Consider the following 21,095-nt stretch of genomic DNA (forward strand, 5'->3'; position numbering starts at 1 on the left):
GTTGTGTTTTCACAGCGCTAATCACTTTGGATCTGGACATGATCTTTTTCAAGCTTCTTAGCCTCATCCATAGTGGCTTCGTTGGGCAATTTTAAAACCCCTTTTTGTAGCATCAAATTATTGGGATAGGTAATTAATATCCCATCCTCTCTTTGAATAAGTATGTGAAACAGGTTTATTTCTGTTATTACACCACTGATATTTTCATCCTTATCGACCACTTTAATTCGACTACCAATGCGATACGGGAACACAAAAAAGATCAATATACCGGCGGTGATATTACTTAAAATAGACCATTGTGCGACGAGAGCAACACCAAGGACTGCAAACGCTGAGGAGATAAATAGTGATACTTGTTGATATTTTATTCCCAAAGAAACAACAGCTAAACAAGTAATAATAATGAAAAGAAGATAAGTGATGTAGTGGGTTACGACCTTTGTACGGGTCTCGGATACCTGCTTTACCTGAGCAAGTTTAGTAATTTGTTTTTGGATAATACGCTGGCCAAATATAAAGAGCGCAATATATATCGATATGATGATTAATGATTGAAGCATAGTTAAGAGACAATAAGCATTAGGTCTCAAACGAATACTACAGCTTTGTAAATAAAGCAATCTATCGTTATGAGTTTATGGATATTGTCTCTTCGGTATTAGGAGAACAAGAGACTAACTTTTTAGCGCTGAATACTGCTGCATCTCTTTAATACTAACGGTTGCTACGAATTGATCTTCGAAGAAAAAGTTAACCTCATCGCCCACTTTTTTGCCTAGCAGCTGTTGGGTGCTGTGGTCTTCATATGACAAGGTCATTAGCAATGTATTTTCATCTTTTGCTTCAATGGTCGCTTGGGTCAGTTTAATCTCTGGCAGTGGTGCTTTAGTCAAATCACCGTTTAAATGCTGATCAACTTTGAAAATTGCTTCTACTGGCATATCGACAACAGCAGGAGAGCGACCAGTCACCGGATTAGTGCCAGTCCAAAATTCAACACTATTGACAACAAACAGGTCAGCTGTCGCAGCGAGGCCATATATTGGGCTCATTAATACAAATAAGCCAGCACGGCCATAGCGATTATCAACGGCACTTAAGTTACCTTTGGTTACCATCGCACTGAGTCCCATTTGCCCCATACAACCAGTCAGTTGAGTGGTCAATAAACCCGTTATTAGCAATGCAGATATTTTCTTTTTCATCGTTATATTTAGATTTTTCTATGTCATTTTAGCAGGACGCTGATTGTAAGTATTAGCGCAAAATGAATTGCGATCTCGTTCTCATTATTAGGTTGATATTTGGCTGGAAAGGTTGTGTAGTTGTGCGGTTTGATAATGTTTCTGTTGAGTCGTGTATTCGTGCCTGAGTATTAGTTTTATTCGTAAGTGATTTGTTAAGCGGTGGTGGGCGGGTAAACGGTTTTCGTGGTCAATTTTAGACTATTTACATTCCGTTCAATTGTGGTTCAATTTAACGCATAATAGCTAGCGCTATTACTGGAGAACACATGTCAGAACACCAAGTACTACACCAAACAGAAGATCAATACGGTCCATTATTCGTATTGGACGATAAAGAGAGCAGAATTTTAGCTTTTGCTGAAAATGATGAGCAAAGCAAGCTACTTAAAGCAGCGCCGCATATCCCGCAGCACACTTATGTACAAGCGATGTTATTGGTATTACTTTACAGCCAACCAAAAAGTGCCATCGTACTTGGTTTAGGGGGCGGGGGACTGATCCATGCTTTGCGTCATTTCGATGCCGGTATTAAGTTGACCGCCGTTGAACTGAGAGCCGATGTTATCGAAATTGCCAAGCGTTACTTTCAATTGCCAATGAGCAAAAAACTGAAAGTGATTAATCAAGATGCGACTCAGTTTTTAGCTGCGGGCGATCATAAACGTGTCGATATTATATTTACTGACATATACAGCGCCGAAGGCGTCGATGCGGCGCAGGTATCGCAAGCTTTTATTGCTCAGTGTGCCGCACTAATTAAAGCCGATGGCTACTTGGTACTTAATTGCTGGAAAGAGCACAGTAAAAATCGTGAGTTATTGGCATACCTTGAGCAATACTTTGTTGAAGTGCGAGCTTGCCTGACTGGTAGCGCTAACTGGGTGGTGATTGCAGGTAAGGCTAAACGAGATATCAGTGCCAGTGGGCTCAAGCAACAGGCGCAAGCCTTATCGCAACAGCTTGATTTTCAATTGGGGCGTTCGCTCAATCGATTTGATGTGTGGGAATAGCAAAAAGGTGCAACCTCTTTGCTAATTAGAACAAGCAGAACTACCACCGGGGAAGCGGATGTTATTCGCTACTTTCGAACTCAATTATACAAGATTTACCCACTGCTATATTAGCGTTGTCGGTGACATCGCTTTTTCGTTTCACTCTTCTGTTCGGAAAAACAGATTAAGATAATAGCTTTTATCCGTTATCTTATTCTTTTGTGCTGCTCTATTATTCTCACATCGAAAACGAACTGGCTTAAAGAGACTCATCATCACTCATCTCAGTTTGTTGAATTATAAAGACTCATCATCTTATTTTTTAATTTTTAATATTTAAAACGGAGCTTCACATGCATCAATCAATCATCAACTCAACTATCAAGCCTTTTTCAGCCACTGCTTTTCATAAAGGTGATTTCCACCCAGTAACTGAGCAAGACCTATTGGGTAAGTGGTCAGTCGTCTTCTTCTACCCAGCTGACTTTACTTTTGTTTGTCCAACAGAACTTGGTGACATGGCTGACCATTACGAAAAGCTACAGGCTATGGGCGTTGAAGTTTACTCAGTATCAACTGACACTCACTTTACTCACAAAGCATGGCATGCAAGCTCTGACACTATCAACAAAATCCAGTACCCAATGATTGGTGACCCAACTGGTGCAATCACGCGTAACTTTGGTGTGATGATTGAGGAAGACGGCTTAGCACTTCGCGGCACTTTCGTTATCAATCCAGAAGGCGAAATCAAAGTTGCTGAAGTACATGACCTAGGTATTGGTCGCAGTGCATCTGAGCTAGTGCGTAAGATTCAAGCTGCTCAGTATGTTGCTACTCACGACGGTGAAGTTTGTCCTGCAGCATGGCAGCCAGGTGAAGCAACACTAGCGCCATCAATTGACCTAGTGGGTAAGATATAACTCAAGACCAGTTGGATGATAGTGTGCTAACGAGCCCCATCTCTTGTTATCACACTTGATATTCATCATCGAGTTACATCTGTATCGTTCAGCTTGGTATTCCCCTGATACTAAGCTGAACAACCCTCACTATCCAACGCTAGTCGCTTTACCTTTTTTATTTTCGATTCATTTTTATTTTCAAGACTTAAGCGCAGGCTTACGAACACTGCTGTCTGTAAGTTCAACCAAACCGAATTGCTTTACCTATTTTGGAGCCATCATGTTAGATGCAAACGTTAAAAATCAACTGAATACTTACCTGCAGAACCTCAAACACCCAGTTGAGCTTGTTGTGTCTGCCGATAACAGTGCTAAAGCACAAGAACTTAAATCACTGGCTAACGATATCGATAGTTTATCGGCACTTATTTCTGTTACAGAAAAAGTCGGCAAACGTACGCCCTCTATGGCTGTCATTAACCCGCAACTCGGCAGTGAAATTACCTTTGCAGGCTTGCCAATGGGGCATGAATTTACATCGTTAGTGCTAGCTTTACTGCACAGTGGCGGTCATCCAATCAAGCTTGATGCTGATGTGATTGCGCAGATCCGCGATCTTCCCGGTGAATACCAGTTTGAGACTTATGTGTCGCTAAGCTGCCAAACATGCCCTGAAGTCGTACAGGCATTAAATATGATGGCGGCAATTAATCCTAATATCACTAACGTGATGATTGATGGATCTTTGTTCCAAGACGAAGTCAACGATCGCAATGTGATGGCTGTGCCGTCGGTATTTCTCAATGGCGAGCAGTTCTCTATGGGAGCAATTAGCACGGTAGAGATCCTTAACAAACTAGACGTTAATGCCGCTGGTCGAAAAGCCGAGCAGCTCAATGACAAAGAACCATTCGAAGTCTTAGTTGTGGGTGGCGGACCTGCTGGTGCATCAGCAGCTATTTATGCCGCTCGTAAAGGTCTACGTACAGGGATTGTTGCTGATAAGTTTGGTGGCCAAGTAGCTGAAACGGTGGGTATCGAGAACTTTATTTCCGTTAAAGCGACAGAGGGCCCTAAGCTGGTGGCCAATCTGGAAGCGCACGTGCATGAGTATGATGTTGATATTATGGATAGCCAGCGCGCACTAAGCTTAAAGTCAGGTGAGCTGTTTGAACTCACGCTTGAAAGCGGTGCGGTACTGCGCAGTAAAACAATATTGCTAGCAACGGGTGCACGCTGGCGTGAAATGAACGTCCCTGGTGAGCAAGAATACCGTGGTAGTGGCGTTGCATACTGCCCTCATTGTGACGGTCCACTGTTTAAAGGTAAACGCGTTGCAGTCATTGGTGGCGGTAACTCAGGTATCGAAGCTGCAATTGACCTCGCGAATATCGTTGAGCATGTCACTGTACTTGAGTTTGACAGTTCGCTGCGTGCAGATGACGTGCTGCAGCGTAAAGCCAAATCAATGGGCAATATTGAAATCATCACTCAGGCGATGACCACTGAAGTGACTGGTGACGGTAAACGAGTTAATGGCCTTAACTACACCAATAGAGCGACAGGCGAGTCGCACCATGTTGAACTGGCTGGCATTTTTGTACAGATAGGTTTGGTGCCAAACTCTGAATGGCTGCAACAGACAATTGATTTGACTGCTAGAGGCGAAATCATTGTCGATGCTAAAGGTGAAACATCACTAGCAGGTGTGTTTGCCGCAGGTGATGTCACTAATTCAGCTTATAAGCAAATTATCATTGCAATGGGCAGTGGCGCTACCGCTTCACTGGGGGCATTTGATTACCTCATTCGCCACAATGTTGATGAAGCGGTTGCAGCATAACGCTTAGTATTTTGTTTGCTCGACTTATTCATCTCGTAAGAGCCAGTGTTTACTGGCTTTTTTTATTGGAAAACTCAACTAACATTGAGGGGCATTCTGTAAAAATACTGGGGCGTTAACCTGAACAGTAACCAATATAAACATCAGCTCAAAATTGAAACTCAAAAAATCCTCCAGACAGGGATCTTTTGGGCGATGTATATGACGCTGTTTTTGGTATTCGTTGTGATACTCAATACTTATTACTTTTCGCATGATATCTATGATCTAAAAGATATTTTTCCAGAGTTGGCGCCTGTCACTCTGTTAGTTATCATCGGATTTGCTGCATTAAAATTAAGGCATATCGATAGTGTAACCCCCAAGCAAAGCCAGTTCTTTTTAATGTTGCTTATTTTAGCTTGGTGTTACCTGCTTTATGGGCTTATTCAGTTATCATCAGCTCCTCTGCCAGGTATAGAATCTCTGGCAGATATTCTCGTTATGGTGTTTGTGTTTGCCTTATTTCCCAATCGAAAGGTGATGTTACTCGGTATTTTACCCTTCTTACTGTTCTCCTGCTTTTATCGATTGTATGAATTTCCTGAATCGCCAGTTTATCCACTAACAAAATTTGCCTGTGTATTGGCGATAATCATCTCTGGGCAAAAAATTATTTCTGGCTGGTTTATTAAGGCAGTGATCCGTGATTTTGAGAAGCAGAAGCTGCTTAAGCAATTTAAACGTTTAGCGCTCATTGATGGGCTTACGAATATTAGTAATCGGCGCCATTTTGACGAGATATTGAGTCAGGAGGTTCGAGCTGTCGAGCTTAATCATCAGGCATTATCGATTATATTGCTCGATATAGATTTCTTTAAGCGTCTCAATGACACTTTAGGCCACCAAGCGGGGGATGAGCAGTTAATTAAAGTCGCTGAGATCATCAGCTCTGCGGTGAGTCGACCACGCGATCTGGTGGCTCGATATGGCGGCGAAGAGTTCGTTATCGCATTGCCAAACACTAATCTAGAAGGTGCTATTAGAGTCTCTGAAAAAGTCAAAGGGTTACTGCAACAAGCTGAGCTACTGCACCCATGTTCAGATGTATCAGAACAGGTGACATTATCTCAAGGTTTAGCACAGTGGGAGCTGGGTATGAGTCAAGACCAGCTAATAAAGGCGGCTGACCGCATGTTGTATCGTGCTAAATCAGCCGGTCGAGATCGTTACTGTTTTGAAGGCAATGATTACTAGGGGCTGTTGACCTTTCGAGCTTAGTTTTTGTTCGGTTGTTTACCGTAAGGAATAATGCTTCTAGTACAAGGCTTGAGCGATAAAGCTTAGCTGGCTAAGTGAAAAGCTCATAACACATTCTAGTCATAAAAGAATAGAAGCATTGAATCGAACCCAAAGGGCCGCGTTTCTTGGCTATTTTTACTGTGTCGTAGACTATTTGTGGAGAATAACTAAACGGCATAGCCTCCGCCTTGTCAAAATAGCCAATAATCTGCGGCAAAAACAACCGTGAAAGATCAACAGCCCTAAGCTTTAGTGCTAATAATATGCCCGGCATTGCCGACAGGGCCTGGAGCTGTTTCAGGCAAAGCGGATTCGATCAGTTTTAGCGCAATGTCACCCTCAATTTTCTGCTGTTCTTTAGACATCTGTGCGACTTTCAAACCGACACTACCGTGACTCATATTAGGTTCGAGATTTGGGGTGGATAGTGAAATAGCCATAGTGGACTCATGGTTAGGGGATTCAAGCTTTTATCGGCGCTGCACACTGCAACTTAAGCGTTTGCTTGTTACAGTGTGTATCGCCGTTTCTGGTTGAAGGTTAACTTAGCTTTTTATTCCTTTTCTCTATCACCTTACGAGTCAAAGTGATGATAAAGGTGAGTACTATTGAGCTTAAGATAAGTCCAATTGCCAGTACTACGTTTTGTAAGGCTGTTGGATCCATCGCCAACATACCGCCAAGCCCAACCATCATGATGCCTGACATTAACTTTAATGTTTGTCCCTCTTTTTCTGTGAGCTTACGTTTGCCCAGCGAGACACTGAAGGCGATAACAATAATGGCCAATGGAATGACATAGACAATGTTATAAAACACCAAGTACATGTAGCGCTCTGCGACCTCTAGATCATGCATCGACAATACACTGGTGTAGATCATTGGGAAGCCAGCAGTGCACAGTAATTCATAAGCATTGGCCAGTATTGAAAGCACCACAGTACCGGCTATCATTGCGGTCATGCTACTCGCACTGGTGAGTTTACCCATACGCTTAATAAGACCGGTCCGATTTTCTGCAGACATGGAGAGGGTAACTTCCCCTTTAGTAAAGAAGTAGTCCTTTATGTTCACCGCCCCCGCGATAAGTGCGAGAATACCCGCCCCGAGAATAATCCAACCACCATCGCTACCTGCGCCAAGTAATTGGAAAATATTCAGCCATGCGCTCATAAAGATAAAGTAGATAAAGCCTGAGAAGAATACAAAAATACCGCCAACAATGAGCATTCGAGTACGGCTTTTGGCATTAACCATTATCGATAATAGAAACAACAACACGAAGAACGCACATGGGTTAAATGCATCAACGCCAGCAAGGACTACGGTTAGCAATGGTAGAGACATCTGTTCTGGGTGAACCACGCCCACAAGCGGTATTTCTACTGGTTGTACATCAGAAGTGCTTATTTCGCTGGTAGTCTCAAAACTTAAATCACAAGTTCCTTCATCGGCACTCTCACTGCAAGTTTCGAAAAATGCGCCGCCTGCAGCTGGTGTTTGCGTGGTATAGCTACTGCTATCTTCTGGTTGTAGCTTGCCACCAAGAGAGGTGTAGTAAGACTTTAATCGGCTCACTAAAAACTCGCCGGTAACCGCTTGGCTGCTATAGCCTACCACCGCTTTTTCGCCACTAGCAAAGTAGGGCACTGAACGAGCTTCAGTCCCAGTTTTACTGGCGATATCTTGCCAGATTTCCATAGTGCCCGGATCTGAAACTAGGTGCTCTTCTACTTCGATCCACGGATAACGTTCAGGCAGACTATTAATAAAAGGGTGTGCTTCTTTGCAGTGTGGACAGGTTTGCGACCAGAAGAAGTGGAGTTTAACCTTCAGCTCACCAGCATCATTGGTATAGTGCCAGGTTGTAGGTTGCTCTGCGGCGGAAGCTGCAAAGCTTGGGAGTGAAAAACTCGAAAATAACAAAGTAACTAAGAGTAAAATATATTTCGTCATAGGGGCTCCGAATTAGCTAATGACGCAAACTTTTTGCGGTTAATAGTTACTTTACTAAAGCTATATTTAAATAGTAAATAAATGTGTCAAATCTGCGGGGCAATTCTCGATTAAATAACTTTTGGGAACAGCAGTTTGTTTTTAATAATATTTTGAAACTTTCCATCGTATTGTGAGTCTGCTATTTAAGACTGTTATCAATTAGATATATTCAATGAATGGTAGTGGAGATATTTATTTTATGTTGATAATTATCAAGCGTTGCCAGTGTCATTGCGGCATAAAAGCAGAAGCTAATGATGTACTCGGCATTAAGGCTGCAACATAATATGCTGCAGTGTGAATGTTTAAAGCGTAATTTACGCTTATTGAGTGATATCAGTTGAGTTCTCGGATTTTGCTACCCGCAAGTGTGTCTCTTGCTCTGCGAAAGCGCACCAATGAATGGCAACGGATCGATCGGTAGTGGTACTGGCAGTTAAAATTCTACTGATGATTGGCGCAGAATATTCAGACTCAATGAGGTAAGTTCTAATACGATCTACTCTACGATTGGCCAGCCATTTATTATAGTGACGCACATCTTCACTCGGCTGAATTTTGTTAACTTTAAACTCAAGCAATAAATAACCTGCTTGCTTGGGGGGATGAGCGATCAGTTCATCAAGCTCTGAACCGTACTGACTACTGAAGTAGGAGCTATTTTTAGCATACGTAATATCAGTAATATGAACTTTCTGATTGCACTGCGCCATCACTGAGGTGGCAGTGAAACTTATGAAAATTAGCCACGTGGCAGCTATAAACCTCATCTTTAACATTCCCTTGTAAAATAAAAGTCTTTAAAGAGCCTTTTGGGCAGCATTATCCATTGATTTTATGGCGGAGAATTTATGCTATTGCGCAGTTGATTGCAATGGGAAATGGTTATTTTTTACGACGAAAGTATTGCAAAAGAAGCTAGCGTGATGAGTGTCATTAAATGGTCGCCCGATTTCACTCGGCTAGCTTTAACAGCGACCAATTTAATGACAATAATTTGACTCTTTTTTGAGCAGATGAATTATGCTAATAATTGCTTATTTACTGTCAATTCAACCTCAATATTGTTACGTATTGCATTGGAATATGGACATACTTGATGAGCAATACGAACCAATTCAACAGCGGCAGTTTGTTCAAGTTCAAGCTCAATCGCTAGCGCTGCTGAAAGTGCAAATCCGCCTGATTGATTAGCGCCTATACCAATCGTTGCGCTTACCGGTGCCGCACTAATAGCAATTTTTTGCTCACGAGCTACATGTAAAATAGCATTTGAAAAACATGCTGCGTAACCCGCTGCAAAAAGCTGCTCAGGGTTAGTAGCATTGCCGGCCCCGCCCATCTCCTTTGGATAGCTTAAATTAACTTCCAGTAGGCCATCTTCTGTTTTAGCTATGCCGTTACGGCCAGCGGTAGCATTTGCAGTTGTTTGGTAGATAGTTTTCATCATTAATCCTTGGATTTAAAGTTGTGTGCAATTCAATTGCTAGCAAGTTTATCTCGATTTTTATGTTTAACGCAAGTATATTGTGCGCAATTAAATTGCTAGAGTATTTTTAGATGGCTAATGACAGCATGCGCGACCCACTTTGTTTAGATAACCAAATCTGTTTTTCGCTGTATAGCGCCACCAATGCAATGGTGCGGGCATATCGTCCACTGCTGGAAAAACTCGATCTTACCTATTCGCAATATTTGGCCATGATGGTGCTGTGGCAAAGTGATGGGATTAGTGTGAAAGATATGGGTGAGCAGCTGCATTTAGATTCTGGCACGTTAACGCCGTTATTAAAGCGTCTAGAAACTAAAGGCTTGGTGGTAAGAGGCAGAAGTGAACATGATGAAAGAGTGCGTGTACTGAATATCACCGCCGCTGCCAGAGTATTAAAGCTAGAGGCTGAAAAAGTGCCCGCGCAGATGAAATGCCAAATTACAATTTCAGAGGCCAAGTTAATGCAGTTAAAGTCGCTTTGTGATGAGGTCTATAGCAACTTAGCTAAGTAGTGTTATGCGTTGGAAGTTTAAAGCTCTGAATTGAAAAGATGTTTAATGGTGTGTGTATATCGGCATTGTCGACTCCGAAAAACTAACAAAAGGCTGTGGCATAGGGTAAGTTAGATAATACTTAATACCAATCGGTATAAAGATTTGATCGCTCTGCGAGAGTTTAGCGGTTTTGAGGCAAGGTCATTAAATGCTCCTGCATGAATGACATTCACCACATCTGACATCCAAGGATGGAGGGAATGCCTTAAGCATGTCAGGAACATGCTAGGCCATGTGGTTTGCAATGAGTGAAGTACATAGTTGTTCTACGTTCAAGCTCATTAACGCCGCATCAGAGCCGCTAAAACTCGCCTGTAAGGCGTGTTTTGGCTTCCTACTTCGGTGTTGGATAAAGGCAAAAGGGAACAACCATTATGGCAATTATCCGCCTTGAACTAGTTCGCCAAAAAACACTTTGAGTAGACCCACTACTTATACCGGTTGGTATAAGACTGGTTAGTTCACGCATGGAGGTGGAATGTCGACAGTCGATCTGGTTATCGTTGGCGGCGGCATTAATGGAGCGGGTATCGCCCAGTGTGCTGCAGCTGCAGGTTACAGCGTTATATTGCTGGAAAAAGGTGTGGTTGCAGGTCAAACCTCGGCTAACTCCAGCAAACTTATTCATGGCGGTTTACGTTACCTAGAAACAGGCCAGCTATCGTTAGTTAAGCAGTCGCTTGCTGAACGTCGCGCCTTGTTGAAGTTGGCGCCCTCTTTAGTTAACCCAATCCCTTTTTATATCCCAGTTTACGAAAATAGCCGTAGAGGTGCGATTGCAATAAGAGCCGGTTTGAGTATGTATTCAATGCTTAGCAAGTTTGATGCTTTAGGCCAATTTAAATCAGTTCCCTCAGTGCACTGGGCTAAAATCAAAGGGCTTAAGCTCGATGGCCTTAAGGCTCTTTATCAGTACTGGGACGCACAAACAGACGATAAATTACTGACAGAGGCAGTGGTTCGCAATGCCCGTAGTTTAAGTGCACATGTGCTTGAGCATGCAAAGTGTACTCAAATCGAGCACTTAGAAAGTCACTGCGTGGTGCATTATCAACACCAACAAGCGTTACATAAAGTTGAAGCGCTAGCGGTGGTGAATGCGGCAGGCCCTTGGGTTAATGATGTACTTGATTGTGTAATACCTGCTGTTGCTCCATTGCCGATTGAATGGGTGCAAGGTAGCCATCTACTGCTCGATATTGACGCCACCGATGGCATTTTATATCTCGAGTCTTGCTTTGATAAGCGGGTTATTTTCGTGATGCCATGGAACGGTAAAACCCTGATTGGCACCACTGAAGTTGTGCTCGATAAAATAACAGGGCGACCGACACCAACAGCTGATGAGATCGATTACCTACTCGGTATTTATCAGCACTACTTTCCAACGATGGGTGATGTTGATAGCTTAAAAGCACAAATTATTGATACGTTTTGTGGTGTACGAGTGTTGCCTAAGCAGCAGGGGAATGCTTTCGATCGTCCCCGTGATACCTTGCAGCAAACCACTGCAACTCATCCGCATTTGCTGACGCTCTATGGCGGTAAGCTAACCACCTATCGCACCACGGCAGTTGAAGTGCTTAGCTGGGTAGAGTCTCATATTGGTCGTCGTAATGTATTGGCGGACTTTAATCAGTTACAGTTAGACTGATAAAATTTGGCATTGTTAGTGCTTCATTAAACTGTCATCTTTATGTCATATTCTTTGGAAAATTTATGGCTGGTATTTTAGGACGTTGAACATGCTGCAAATATTTATACGATTTTTCTCATTAGGTCTAGTCTCCTTTGGCGGTCCTGCAGCCCATATCGGCTATTTTAGGCAGACTTTTGTGCAAGAGCTGCAATGGCTTGATGATAAACACTATGGCAGCTTGGTGGCGTTAAGCCAGTTTATGCCAGGCCCAGGTTCTAGTCAGGTAGGTTTTGCCATTGGCTATCATCGAGGCGGCTTATTAGGCGGTATTGCTGCGTTTCTAGGATTTACACTACCTTCATTCGTTTTGCTATTTTTACTGGCGGTGACTAGCAGCCAATGGCTGGAGTATTCCATCACTCAAGGGGTGATTCATGGTTTAAAGCTGTTGGCCGTTGTGGTGGTTGCCGATGCGATTTTGATTATGTTTAAGCAGTTTTGTCAGCGCAAAACCGCCAAGATATTGATGGTGTTAAGTTGTGTGGTTATTTTGCTGCAGCCTTCAATGCTAGTGCAATTTTCACTGCTAATTATTGCCGCCATAGTGGGACGTTATTATCTGTCGGCAGCCGATGATAAAGAGCCATTAGCGAATGTAAGTTCAGCACAAACAACAGAACCTGTGCAGCTTAACTTCTTCTGGTTAAGTATTTTTGTCGGTCTACTTATCGCTTCGTTAGTGGCTATTGGCTTATCTAAACAAGCTGGCATAGGTACCCTGACAGAACTGTTTAGCCAGTTTTACCAAGTTGGTAGCATGGTATTTGGTGGCGGCCACGTGGTATTGCCACTGCTGCAATCGAGTATTGGCGATGCGGTTAATAATGACCAGTTCTTAACAGGCTATGCATTAGCGCAGGCAGTGCCGGGGCCGATGTTTGCCTTAGCGGCATTTCTGGGGGCGGAGATCTGGATATCGCAGCCTTTAGTGGGTGCATTAGTGGCAACCTTAGCCATCTTCCTGCCGGGCTTTTTACTGATGTTAGTTGCGCTTAAAAGTTGGCATGCCATCAGCAGTCGTCCTAAAGTGACTGGGGCGATAGCGGGAGTGAATGCGACGGTGGTAGGTTTCTTGTTAGCTGCGCTGTACAACCCTATTTTTAGTAGTGCGGTACTGTCGCCACTGGATATGGCATTAGTGGTGTTAGGTTTTGGTTTGTTTAAGATTTTTAAACCGAATATCTTTATTTTAGCTGCAGGGTTTGGCGTTTCAGGTGCACTGATCTCAGCGATTATTTGATAGCTTTTTACAAAAAATAGTGCAAGAAAAGACCGCAGATTGATAGCTATTCTACTTGAATATCAGTATCAACCTGCGGTTTTCGTCATTCTAGATTAGTCACTTGCTACACAAGTGCTGCACTGTCGACCTTAGCCACTTTTTCGACCTTCACTGCACAAACTTTAAATTCAGGGATTTTAGCCACTGGATCTAACACATTATTGGTCAGTTTATTCGCCGCCGATTCAGCAAAGTGGAACGGCAAGAAAATCACCCCAGCTTGTGCCCGTTTAGTCACAAAGGCATCGATCTCTATCTCACCGCGACGGGTAGATAGCTTTAACTTATCGCCGTTGTTTATCTGCAGCTGCTCAGCATCGAAGACCGATATCATCACCCGTGGTGCGCCCAGTTCATTAAGCCCTGGCGTTTTACGGGTGAGGGTGCCTGTGTGGAACTGCTCCAATAAGCGTCCGGTCGACAACATCAGAGGGTATTCATCACAAGGCATCTCTGCTGGTAAGCGATACTGCACTGGGCGCATCTTCCCCTTGCCATGAGTAAATTGCTTGCTGTGCAATATAGGTGTGCCTGGATGACCTTCTGCAGGGCAAGGCCATTGTAGACCCTGTCGACCATTGGCGGTTTCACTGTCGATAACTTTCCAAGTAATACCACGGTATTGTGGAGTCACTGCGGTTATTTCGTGCCAGATCTGACGTTCAGATTGATACTGCCAGTCTTCGCCCATCTTTTGTGCGATCTGCTGCACTATCTGCCAGTCATTCATCGCCTCGCCCGGCGGCGTTACTGCTGGTAGCAGCTGCTGCACTCGGCGTTCGGTATTAGTAAAGTGACCCTGTTTTTCAGCAAAGGCTGCGGCAGGTAACACCACATCGGCAAGCTCTGCGGTTTCAGTTAAGAAGATATCTTGTACTACCACAAACTCTGCCGCTGCTAAGCCAGCGAGAACATGCTTTTGATCTGGATCGCTCAGCACCGGGTTTTCACCCATTACATACAAGGCTTTGAGTTCGCCATGGGCAAGCCCATGCATCATCTCGGTGGCAGAAACGCCTTTGTCTGAGCAAAGCTCATTCTTACCCCAGGCCTTTCTAAAGCGTTGTTGTACCAAAGGGTCATCGAGTTTTTGGTAACCGCTGAAGTAGTTTGGCAGTGCCCCCATGTCACACGCACCTTGAACATTGCTTTGACCACGTAATGGGTTAATACCTGCGCCCTTAATGCCAATATTGCCACACAACAGCTGCAAGTTAGAGATAGCAGTGACATTGTCATGGCCTGAAGTGTGCTGGGTGATCCCCATGGCATAATAGATGGCGGTCTTGTTGGCGGTGCCAATTAATCGAGCCATCTCGATAATATCAGCTGCGCTTACGCCGCAGATTAACGCGGTATTTTCAGGGCTATAATCGTCACTCATCACCTCGTCGAAAAGCTGACTGAAACCTTCAACACGCTGTTGAATATAATCTAAATCGTGCCAGTCGTTTTTGATGATCTGCTGCATAATTGCATTCAATAGCATCACATCGGTGCCAGGCCTTTGCGCAACATAAAGCTGGGCTTTATCAGCAATAGAAACCTTTTTCGGATCGGCAACGATTAAGCGTGCACCATGATTTTGTAGCGCCAGTTTTATGTGTGAGGCAATGATAGGATGTGCACTTTCAGTATCTGATCCAATAATAAAAATCAGATCAGATTCTTTAATGCTGGGAATGTCATTGGTCATTGCGCCACTGCCTAAGCTTTCGCGCAGGGCGGTAACGGTAGAGGCATGGCATAACCGTGCACAATGGTCGACGTTGTTATTGCCAATCACACTGCGAAATAACTTCTGGAACACATAGTTATCTTCGTTAGTGGCCTTCGCCGACGAGAGTCCGGCTATTGATTTGCGACCATGCTCGGCTTTAATGCTAGTGAACTTCTCTGCAATTAAGCTGATAGCTTCTGGCCAACTGGCAGGGGTGAGCACTCCTTCTTTGCGAATTAACGGTGTGGTGAGTCGTTTATCACTGTTGACAAAATCGAAACCAAAACGTCCTTTCACGCACAGCATACCAGCGTTGACGGGTGAATCTGTGTCAGCGCTTATGTGGCGGATTTGATTCTTCTGTTTATCAACATGCATCTCTACTCGGCAACCAATACCGCAGTAAGTGCAAATAGTCGACACCGTTTCAAGTGGCGCTTTTAGCTCGTTCGTTAGCCCTTGGGTTTTATCTCGCGAGTCAACCAGCGCACCTGTTGGACATACCTGCACGCAGTTACCGCACTGCACACAATCGCTGTCGTTCATGGTGGCGTTAAAGCCAACTCTTGGCGCATTACGCTTGCTTGCACCCTCTATAGTGGGCAGCGCTTGATAATTATCTTTCTCAAAGCAAATCGCATGATGTCCGCTAGCACCTTTGCAGGTTTCTACACAGGCACCACAGCTAATACAGCGGTTTGCGTCGAAAGTAATAAATGGCGCGCTATTGTCGACACTAAAGTGCTGCGCTTCACTAATGTCGAGCTCTTCTGCTTTGACTTTGTACTCAGTGGCATAATCGCGCAGTTTACAATCTGTATTGGCTTGGCAAGCACACTCAAGGCAGCGGGCGGCTTCTTTCATCGCTTCATCGGCGGCAAAACCTAACTCAACTTCACTAAAATTTAGTGCCCGTTGCAGTTTGGCAAGCTCAGGCATTTTGCTGCGTGGTTCAATGTTTGTATCGGGATACATGGCTTGAGCGTTGAGTGTTTCAAGCTGACTGGTTTTGCAGGCTTTAGTCGAGTTAAAGGGCTGCTTTTCAAGCTCGCAAGTAAGGCCCTGGGTCAGTAGTTTCTCAATCGCATCAGAGGCCTTTCTGCCATCAGCTACGGCTGCAACCGCGGTGGCAGGGCCGGTGCGAGAGTCGCCAATCACAAACAGTTTATCAAGCCCAGCCGCAAGCCCTGCTGACATTGTATGTTCGCAACCTTCAAAAGTATTCCAGCGGGTAAGGGCAATCTCACCGGTGGCGAGTTGACTGTCAGGATGGTTGAGAAACTCCATGTCTGGCGTTTGAGATACAGCAGGGATCACGGTATCAAAGGCTTCAGTAAAGGTTTCGCCGGTTGGTTTTGGCGAGCGACGACCAGAGCTGTCAGGCTCGCCGAGTGCCATTACTTCAAAAGTGACCCGGTTAACGCGGCCATCTTCATCGCTGTGATTCTCAATAGGATTGGTTAAGAAGTGAAATTTAATCCCTTCCTCTTCTGCTTCATGGATCTCATAAGGCTCGGCAGGCATCTCATCGCGAGTACGGCGATAAACTAAGGTGACATCTGCGCCATCGCGTTTGGCGGTGCGGGCACAATCTATGGCAGTGTTACCACCACCAATAACGGCGACTTTTTTGCCAGTGCGGTACTGTTGTTCGGTACAATAATCTTTAAGGTAATCGACGCCCAAGTAGCAACCATCAAGTTCAATACCTGGATAGTTCATCGGCACCGCTTTTTGTGCGCCAATCGCTAAACAAACGGCGTCATAACCACTTAGTAGCCCGTTTAAATGGATATCACGGCCGAGGCGAACATTGGTTTGAATGTCTAAGCCATTTTTACATAACAGCGCTATCTCTTTGTCGAGAATCGCTTTCGGCAAGCGGTACTCAGGGATGCCATATCGTAACCAGCCGCCAGCTTGGGGCATAGACTCGAATACCGTAACCTCATGACCATTATTCGACAGGTAATATCCCGCAGAAATACCAGCAGGGCCACTGCCTATGATGGCGACCTTTTTATTGGTCGGCGCTTTTTTAGCGGGAACGTAAGGGGTGTCGCCTTCAAGATCGAGATCGGCTGCGTGACGCTTAAGTTGGCGAATCGCCACAGGCTCGTCAACTAAACCACGTCGACACTCTGTTTCACAAAATGCAGGGCAAACACGGCCGATAGATAGCGGCAGCGGCAGTGTTTGTTTGATAACTTTAACCGCTTCTTGATGATCGCCTTGGGCAATATGGTACAGGTAAGATTGCACATCAACACCTGCAGGACAGGCGGTTTGGCAGGGCGCTTCACAATCTGCAAAGTGGTCAGAAAGTATATTGTGTAATGCCGCTTTGCGCTGTTTGCTTAGCGCTGCAGATTGAGTGATAACTTCAATATTCTGAGCATCTAAATCGGCAATTTTGGTTTCGCAGGCGCGTACTGAACAGAGCTCGCCGTTGGCTGATTTAAGTTCAACATGGCACAAGTCGCAATGTTGCTTAGTGTTAGTGACTAAAGAGCCTGCAGGGCTTTTACACAAATTAGGGATCGCGATATCGGCGTTTAACGCAGTATCGAGTAAGGTGTCTTGTTGATTGGCAGTGAGGGTTTTGCCATCAATAGTAATTTGTTTCATCGCAAGGGCCTTTTAGTTATAGGGCTCACAGCTTGCGACAAGGTATTGAAACACTAAGTCTCAATTGTCACTGCGGCGCTTTGAGTGTGGACTCGGCGAAATGAGTGACTTTGAGTATACCTGTGCACCTTTTTTACGCAGAAAATGCAGCTTAAGTTTGTGCTAAATTTGCAAGCGAATTCACAAAGGCTAATAGAAGTGTGCGCTAGCGACTTTTGTTGTTTTTTGGTGTGTGAGCTGGTCGGTGTTTGTTGCGCTTCGCCCCGTCTCTTTATAAAGAGACTGGGCGAAGGGGAGGGTGTAGTTCCTTCTCCTCAGGCAAAACGGTTACGTTTTTCTTGCCTGAGCAGAGTTTAACAAGCTGCTATTTCTTATAATGGATATTCCAACAACGACCATGATAAAAAACAGCATATGTAGCCACAGTTTAGGTCCAACTTGAGTATTTAGCGCTGATAGAGAATCGATTGCAGGTAACTGTCCTGTGGTAATGAGTTTTACAACCCATTCGTTAGCTGGAGTGGCTAGGAGTGTGGTTAGCCACCCCAACAGTACTACTTGTAAAAAATTGACTAAATAAGAGTGATTTAAGTTGTAAATCAACAATGAAACTAGCGTGTAAAATATCGAAACACTCACATGGACTATCCAGGATAAGGTGACGGCTATAGCTTCACTGTAACCACCAATATCCACATAGGCAGCAGCATGCCTTGACGTTAAAGTGAGCATGCCAAATAAAGGTTGGATCCAAATAAAGGCAATGCTCGCAATAACTCCAACTAACAAGGTAGTGACTAAATTATTAATATTCATATTAAATTATTGGTAGTGTATGGATAATGAGGAGACAGGGTTAGCTTGTGATTTATTTCAACCGATGTCATGGCTCACCGTAAATTAAATAGTACGCAGCGGCGTATTTGTTAACGCTTATGGCTGGTAGAGTGAGTTTTGCTAGTGCAAGCTTATAGCGGCATGGGGTGAACTGCTTGTGATGGAGCTGGTGATACTAATCAGAAACATGAAAACATCTATCCTGTGATAGTTTTTACTCTGGATAAAGTGGTTATTTTCTCTTTGAATATAAGGATATTAGATTGTCTACCATAACTGTACTTGGCTTCATCTCTATCCCCGAAGCCGACCTTAAGGCGGTCACACAAGCATTACCAGAGCACATTAAACTCACGCTTGCTGAACCGGGTTGCCTGACTTTTAGTGTTACCCCATCAAACATCGACCCAAGGCGTTATGAGGTTTATGAGGAGTTTGTTGACCAGCAAGCCTTTGACTACCATCAGCAGCGGTCTCTAGCGTCAGAATGGGCTAAGGTTAGTAAAAATGTGTCACGTTTTTATCAAGGGACAGTTGATGACTAGGTAGCAATTCATAGAATTGCTTTTGGGTTAGCTTGCTCAAGCTTCTGCTACATTTCTAATGCATCAGACTGCGTCTGATAAAAGTCGTGGCGCTTCGCCTATTATTTGTAATAAAGAGCAAAGCCAAGCGGGAAAGCGCTTGCGCCACGCTCTTGATTTCAAAAGAGATTATCCCTCAGCGCCCCAGACGAAGTTGTCTCCCTCGTACTTATTTGAAATCACCTAACGCTTCCGGTGGGACATCTGATGTAATTGGATTTACCAATGCCGTGATGGCATGGTCAATGATGTTCCCGACATCATATAGACATTTCCCATATCCATATGGGTCAGATGCCAAAGAACGGCCTGTCCCGCGAAAGTTATGCCCACGTCTGATAGGCAGGATGCCTGAATGTCTTGAAGTGCATGGATGCACGAGAAAGACCGTGTGGGGATTACGAACTTTGGCTTATAAAGAGTCTTCAACGTACTTCGGCAACTCCGATGGGGAGTTGTGTTTTCTGTAAGTTTTTGAAACTCACTTTTTCCCCTTTATCATCTTCACTACAAGAAGTGTTTAGTCGCACACGTGAATCCTTGCTAATAGCAAAACCTAATGTGAAAGGGTTATGCATAGTCCTATCTTTTGATGACATAGCGCTCCCAAAAAAAGAACAGTATATTTAAACAGTTATAATTAATATTTCAGATTTTCAACATTATTTTAGGGTAAGAAGGAAGGAGATTGAGAGTCAATAACGACTAAGTGATTGTTTAAAATCATCTATACCCAATAGCTAAATAGTCCTATATCACGAATATGCAAATTCTGACTTTCACTATCAGAAGAGTCAGTGGGGTTGCAGTAAGATATCTTTTAAGATGTTGATTAAAAGCATATTTAAAGTTACCTTGTCAGCGTAGGATTAACTAGGCTGACTGTTCTTATTTCGGAATTCAGCCTAATAGACTGTTAGAGCTATAGGGAATTAGCAATGAGAAAAGTAGTTACATTATCATTTTTTAGTGTTTTTTTGATGGCATGTGCTTCGACTGATACAGCCGAAGTGTCCGTTGAAGAGCCTATACAGTATTTAGATTTGACCTTGGATGATAAAAAGAAATTAATTGATGATTATTGGGTAGTAGAAAAAAAGCAAGAGCCTAAATACCCAATTAGTGCCGCTAGAAAAGGTTTATCCGGTTGTGTTGACCTAATTGTAGGTATCAAAAGTGATGGAAAGTCAGGCGGGTATAAAGTTAAAAAATCATACCCTAAAGGTGTCTTTGATAAATATGCCGCCGATGCATTAAATAACTGGAAATGGGTAGCAGCTGATAAAAACGGCAATAGCGTACCAGTTCTAACTACTATTCAATTGGACTTCATGGTCAGTGGGTCTAAAAACAAAGCTGAAGCTGAGAAACAGTGCGGATTTTCTCACAAGTAATAGCTCTAACAAGTTGCTCAAACGGACTGCTAACAGTTGGCTGCGGTTCGTTCCTCACGCATTATAGCCAAATATAATCAGCCGCTTAGCAAAGCGTTATCCAGCGACCAATGAATAAGCATGGGACATGCCTAGAGGTATTCTAGTTTTGAAGCGTTATCAGAAATTTAATTTGGCATTATTAATTCAGGTGGTTCTGACAGCGCTATTCAAGTTGTTACCGGTGACGTCAGAGATTTTGGATGTTCTGCTCTGGGCTGTCGGTTTTGGGAATGGAATCTATATATTTATAATGATCTTCAACTATTTCTGTCCTAATTGCAGGAAGAATCAGGTCATGAAAGGCTTTTTAAGTTACTCATTGTCATCCGAACGTTGTTGGAACTGCAACGAAAAGATCAATTAGATGGTTGGCTAGGCACTTAACAAGGCATTGCAGGTGGATTTCAACTAGGTTGGCTGCGCTCGAGCCTCGCGAATTTTAGCCATCCATGTTGCTCCCGCTGAGTGGAGCGTTAGTTTTACAAGGAGAGTCAGGTGTATAAAAAATCTTTTGGAGTTTTATTAGCTTTAACATTATTTTCAAGTACTAGTCATGCGAGTGATACCACAGAATATGACAATATGGCTAAACAA

At 43.7% G+C, this 21,095-nt stretch carries 18 protein-coding genes; 9 read left to right on the forward strand and 9 right to left on the reverse strand.

The annotated features are described in order from the left end of the window. Positions 1 to 17 precede the first annotated feature (17 nt). Together K5R16_RS01770 and K5R16_RS01775 are read right to left on the reverse strand one after the other, a co-directional pair. Entirely contained in the window at positions 18 to 563 is a 546-nt protein-coding gene (locus K5R16_RS01770; protein ID WP_220735819.1) for a mechanosensitive ion channel domain-containing protein, read from the reverse strand. Positions 564 to 677: 114 nt separating this feature from the next. Then, positions 678 to 1,208, reverse strand: coding sequence for a DUF3332 domain-containing protein (locus K5R16_RS01775; protein ID WP_220735820.1), 531 nt, complete (start codon positions 1,206 to 1,208; stop codon positions 678 to 680). A 308-nt stretch (positions 1,209 to 1,516) separates the two neighbouring features. Here K5R16_RS01775 and K5R16_RS01780 point away from each other — a divergent pair, with 308 nt between their 5' ends. From K5R16_RS01780 to K5R16_RS01795, 4 genes are all read left to right on the forward strand, one after another. Further along, positions 1,517 to 2,260, forward strand: coding sequence for a spermidine synthase (locus K5R16_RS01780; RefSeq protein WP_220735821.1), 744 nt, complete (start codon positions 1,517 to 1,519; stop codon positions 2,258 to 2,260). Positions 2,261 to 2,595: 335 nt separating this feature from the next. Beyond that, complete coding sequence (gene ahpC / locus K5R16_RS01785; protein WP_220735822.1) at positions 2,596 to 3,165, forward strand: alkyl hydroperoxide reductase subunit C; 570 nt, start codon at positions 2,596 to 2,598, stop codon at positions 3,163 to 3,165. 262 nt (positions 3,166 to 3,427) lie between these two features. Beyond that, positions 3,428 to 4,990, forward strand: coding sequence for an alkyl hydroperoxide reductase subunit F (gene ahpF / locus K5R16_RS01790; protein WP_220735823.1), 1,563 nt, complete (start codon positions 3,428 to 3,430; stop codon positions 4,988 to 4,990). A 168-nt stretch (positions 4,991 to 5,158) separates the two neighbouring features. Then, positions 5,159 to 6,226 (forward strand): GGDEF domain-containing protein, encoded by a 1,068-nt coding sequence (locus tag K5R16_RS01795; RefSeq protein ID WP_259649744.1) that lies wholly within the window; start codon positions 5,159 to 5,161, stop codon positions 6,224 to 6,226. Positions 6,227 to 6,513: 287 nt separating this feature from the next. Here the strand turns inward: K5R16_RS01795 and K5R16_RS01800 are convergent, their stop codons facing one another. From K5R16_RS01800 to K5R16_RS01815, 4 genes are all read right to left on the reverse strand, one after another. Further along, entirely contained in the window at positions 6,514 to 6,711 is a 198-nt protein-coding gene (locus tag K5R16_RS01800) for a cytoplasmic protein (RefSeq protein ID WP_220735825.1), read from the reverse strand. Between the two features lie 100 nt (positions 6,712 to 6,811). Next, the gene (locus K5R16_RS01805; protein WP_220735826.1) at positions 6,812 to 8,227 is read right to left on the reverse strand and encodes a cytochrome C biosynthesis protein; all 1,416 of its coding nucleotides are present in this window, start codon (positions 8,225 to 8,227) and stop codon (positions 6,812 to 6,814) included. A gap of 365 nt (positions 8,228 to 8,592) precedes the next feature. After that, positions 8,593 to 9,039 (reverse strand): hypothetical protein, encoded by a 447-nt coding sequence (locus K5R16_RS01810; protein WP_220735827.1) that lies wholly within the window; start codon positions 9,037 to 9,039, stop codon positions 8,593 to 8,595. A 251-nt stretch (positions 9,040 to 9,290) separates the two neighbouring features. Beyond that, positions 9,291 to 9,716, reverse strand: coding sequence for an organic hydroperoxide resistance protein (locus K5R16_RS01815; protein ID WP_220735828.1), 426 nt, complete (start codon positions 9,714 to 9,716; stop codon positions 9,291 to 9,293). A 113-nt stretch (positions 9,717 to 9,829) separates the two neighbouring features. Here K5R16_RS01815 and K5R16_RS01820 point away from each other — a divergent pair, with 113 nt between their 5' ends. The 3 genes from K5R16_RS01820 to chrA all read left to right on the forward strand — a co-directional run bounded on the left by K5R16_RS01820 (position 9,830) and on the right by chrA (position 13,254). Continuing rightward, the gene (locus tag K5R16_RS01820) at positions 9,830 to 10,273 is read left to right on the forward strand and encodes a MarR family winged helix-turn-helix transcriptional regulator (RefSeq protein ID WP_220735829.1); all 444 of its coding nucleotides are present in this window, start codon (positions 9,830 to 9,832) and stop codon (positions 10,271 to 10,273) included. A 520-nt stretch (positions 10,274 to 10,793) separates the two neighbouring features. Continuing rightward, a complete protein-coding gene (locus K5R16_RS01825) occupies positions 10,794 to 11,969 on the forward strand; it encodes a glycerol-3-phosphate dehydrogenase/oxidase (protein WP_220735830.1) in 1,176 nt (391 codons plus the stop codon). Positions 11,970 to 12,060: 91 nt separating this feature from the next. After that, positions 12,061 to 13,254: a chromate efflux transporter gene (chrA, locus tag K5R16_RS01830; protein WP_220735831.1), complete on the forward strand. Its 1,194-nt coding sequence runs from the start codon at positions 12,061 to 12,063 to the stop codon at positions 13,252 to 13,254. Positions 13,255 to 13,360: 106 nt separating this feature from the next. Here chrA and fdhF read toward each other — a convergent pair whose 3' ends face one another. Together fdhF and K5R16_RS01840 are read right to left on the reverse strand one after the other, a co-directional pair. After that, a complete protein-coding gene (gene fdhF, locus K5R16_RS01835; protein WP_220735832.1) occupies positions 13,361 to 17,644 on the reverse strand; it encodes a formate dehydrogenase subunit alpha in 4,284 nt (1,427 codons plus the stop codon). Between the two features lie 327 nt (positions 17,645 to 17,971). After that, positions 17,972 to 18,460 (reverse strand): hypothetical protein, encoded by a 489-nt coding sequence (locus tag K5R16_RS01840; protein WP_220735833.1) that lies wholly within the window; start codon positions 18,458 to 18,460, stop codon positions 17,972 to 17,974. Positions 18,461 to 18,744: 284 nt separating this feature from the next. Between K5R16_RS01840 and K5R16_RS01845 the strand changes: the two genes are divergently transcribed. Further along, the gene (locus K5R16_RS01845) at positions 18,745 to 19,026 is read left to right on the forward strand and encodes a putative quinol monooxygenase (protein ID WP_220735834.1); all 282 of its coding nucleotides are present in this window, start codon (positions 18,745 to 18,747) and stop codon (positions 19,024 to 19,026) included. Positions 19,027 to 19,490: 464 nt separating this feature from the next. Here K5R16_RS01845 and K5R16_RS01850 read toward each other — a convergent pair whose 3' ends face one another. After that, positions 19,491 to 19,643, reverse strand: a complete 153-nt coding sequence (locus tag K5R16_RS01850; RefSeq protein ID WP_220735835.1) for a hypothetical protein — start codon at positions 19,641 to 19,643, stop codon at positions 19,491 to 19,493. A 360-nt stretch (positions 19,644 to 20,003) separates the two neighbouring features. Between K5R16_RS01850 and K5R16_RS01855 the strand changes: the two genes are divergently transcribed. After that, the gene (locus K5R16_RS01855; RefSeq protein ID WP_220735836.1) at positions 20,004 to 20,459 is read left to right on the forward strand and encodes an energy transducer TonB; all 456 of its coding nucleotides are present in this window, start codon (positions 20,004 to 20,006) and stop codon (positions 20,457 to 20,459) included. Positions 20,460 to 21,095: the final 636 nt, after the last annotated feature.

It is taken from the genome of Shewanella sp. c952 (assembly GCF_019654975.1).
In the GTDB taxonomy this organism is placed as follows: Bacteria; Pseudomonadota; Gammaproteobacteria; order Enterobacterales; family Shewanellaceae; genus Shewanella.

Bases quoted from the DNA above. Each gene is read 5' to 3' on its own strand.
- K5R16_RS01770 (WP_220735819.1), bottom strand. From the start codon at position 563: ATGCTTCAATCATTAATCATCATATCGATATATATTGCGCTCTTTATA.
- K5R16_RS01775 (WP_220735820.1), bottom strand. From the start codon at position 1,208: ATGAAAAAGAAAATATCTGCATTGCTAATAACGGGTTTATTGACCACT.
- K5R16_RS01780 (WP_220735821.1), top strand. From the start codon at position 1,517: ATGTCAGAACACCAAGTACTACACCAAACAGAAGATCAATACGGTCCA.
- ahpC (WP_220735822.1), top strand. From the start codon at position 2,596: ATGCATCAATCAATCATCAACTCAACTATCAAGCCTTTTTCAGCCACT.
- ahpF (WP_220735823.1), top strand. From the start codon at position 3,428: ATGTTAGATGCAAACGTTAAAAATCAACTGAATACTTACCTGCAGAAC.
- K5R16_RS01800 (WP_220735825.1), bottom strand. From the start codon at position 6,711: ATGGCTATTTCACTATCCACCCCAAATCTCGAACCTAATATGAGTCAC.
- K5R16_RS01805 (WP_220735826.1), bottom strand. From the start codon at position 8,227: ATGACGAAATATATTTTACTCTTAGTTACTTTGTTATTTTCGAGTTTT.
- K5R16_RS01810 (WP_220735827.1), bottom strand. From the start codon at position 9,039: ATGAGGTTTATAGCTGCCACGTGGCTAATTTTCATAAGTTTCACTGCC.
- K5R16_RS01815 (WP_220735828.1), bottom strand. From the start codon at position 9,716: ATGAAAACTATCTACCAAACAACTGCAAATGCTACCGCTGGCCGTAAC.
- K5R16_RS01820 (WP_220735829.1), top strand. From the start codon at position 9,830: ATGGCTAATGACAGCATGCGCGACCCACTTTGTTTAGATAACCAAATC.
- K5R16_RS01825 (WP_220735830.1), top strand. From the start codon at position 10,794: ATGTCGACAGTCGATCTGGTTATCGTTGGCGGCGGCATTAATGGAGCG.
- chrA (WP_220735831.1), top strand. From the start codon at position 12,061: ATGCTGCAAATATTTATACGATTTTTCTCATTAGGTCTAGTCTCCTTT.
- fdhF (WP_220735832.1), bottom strand. From the start codon at position 17,644: ATGAAACAAATTACTATTGATGGCAAAACCCTCACTGCCAATCAACAA.
- K5R16_RS01840 (WP_220735833.1), bottom strand. From the start codon at position 18,460: ATGAATATTAATAATTTAGTCACTACCTTGTTAGTTGGAGTTATTGCG.
- K5R16_RS01850 (WP_220735835.1), bottom strand. From the start codon at position 19,643: ATGCATAACCCTTTCACATTAGGTTTTGCTATTAGCAAGGATTCACGT.
- K5R16_RS01855 (WP_220735836.1), top strand. From the start codon at position 20,004: ATGAGAAAAGTAGTTACATTATCATTTTTTAGTGTTTTTTTGATGGCA.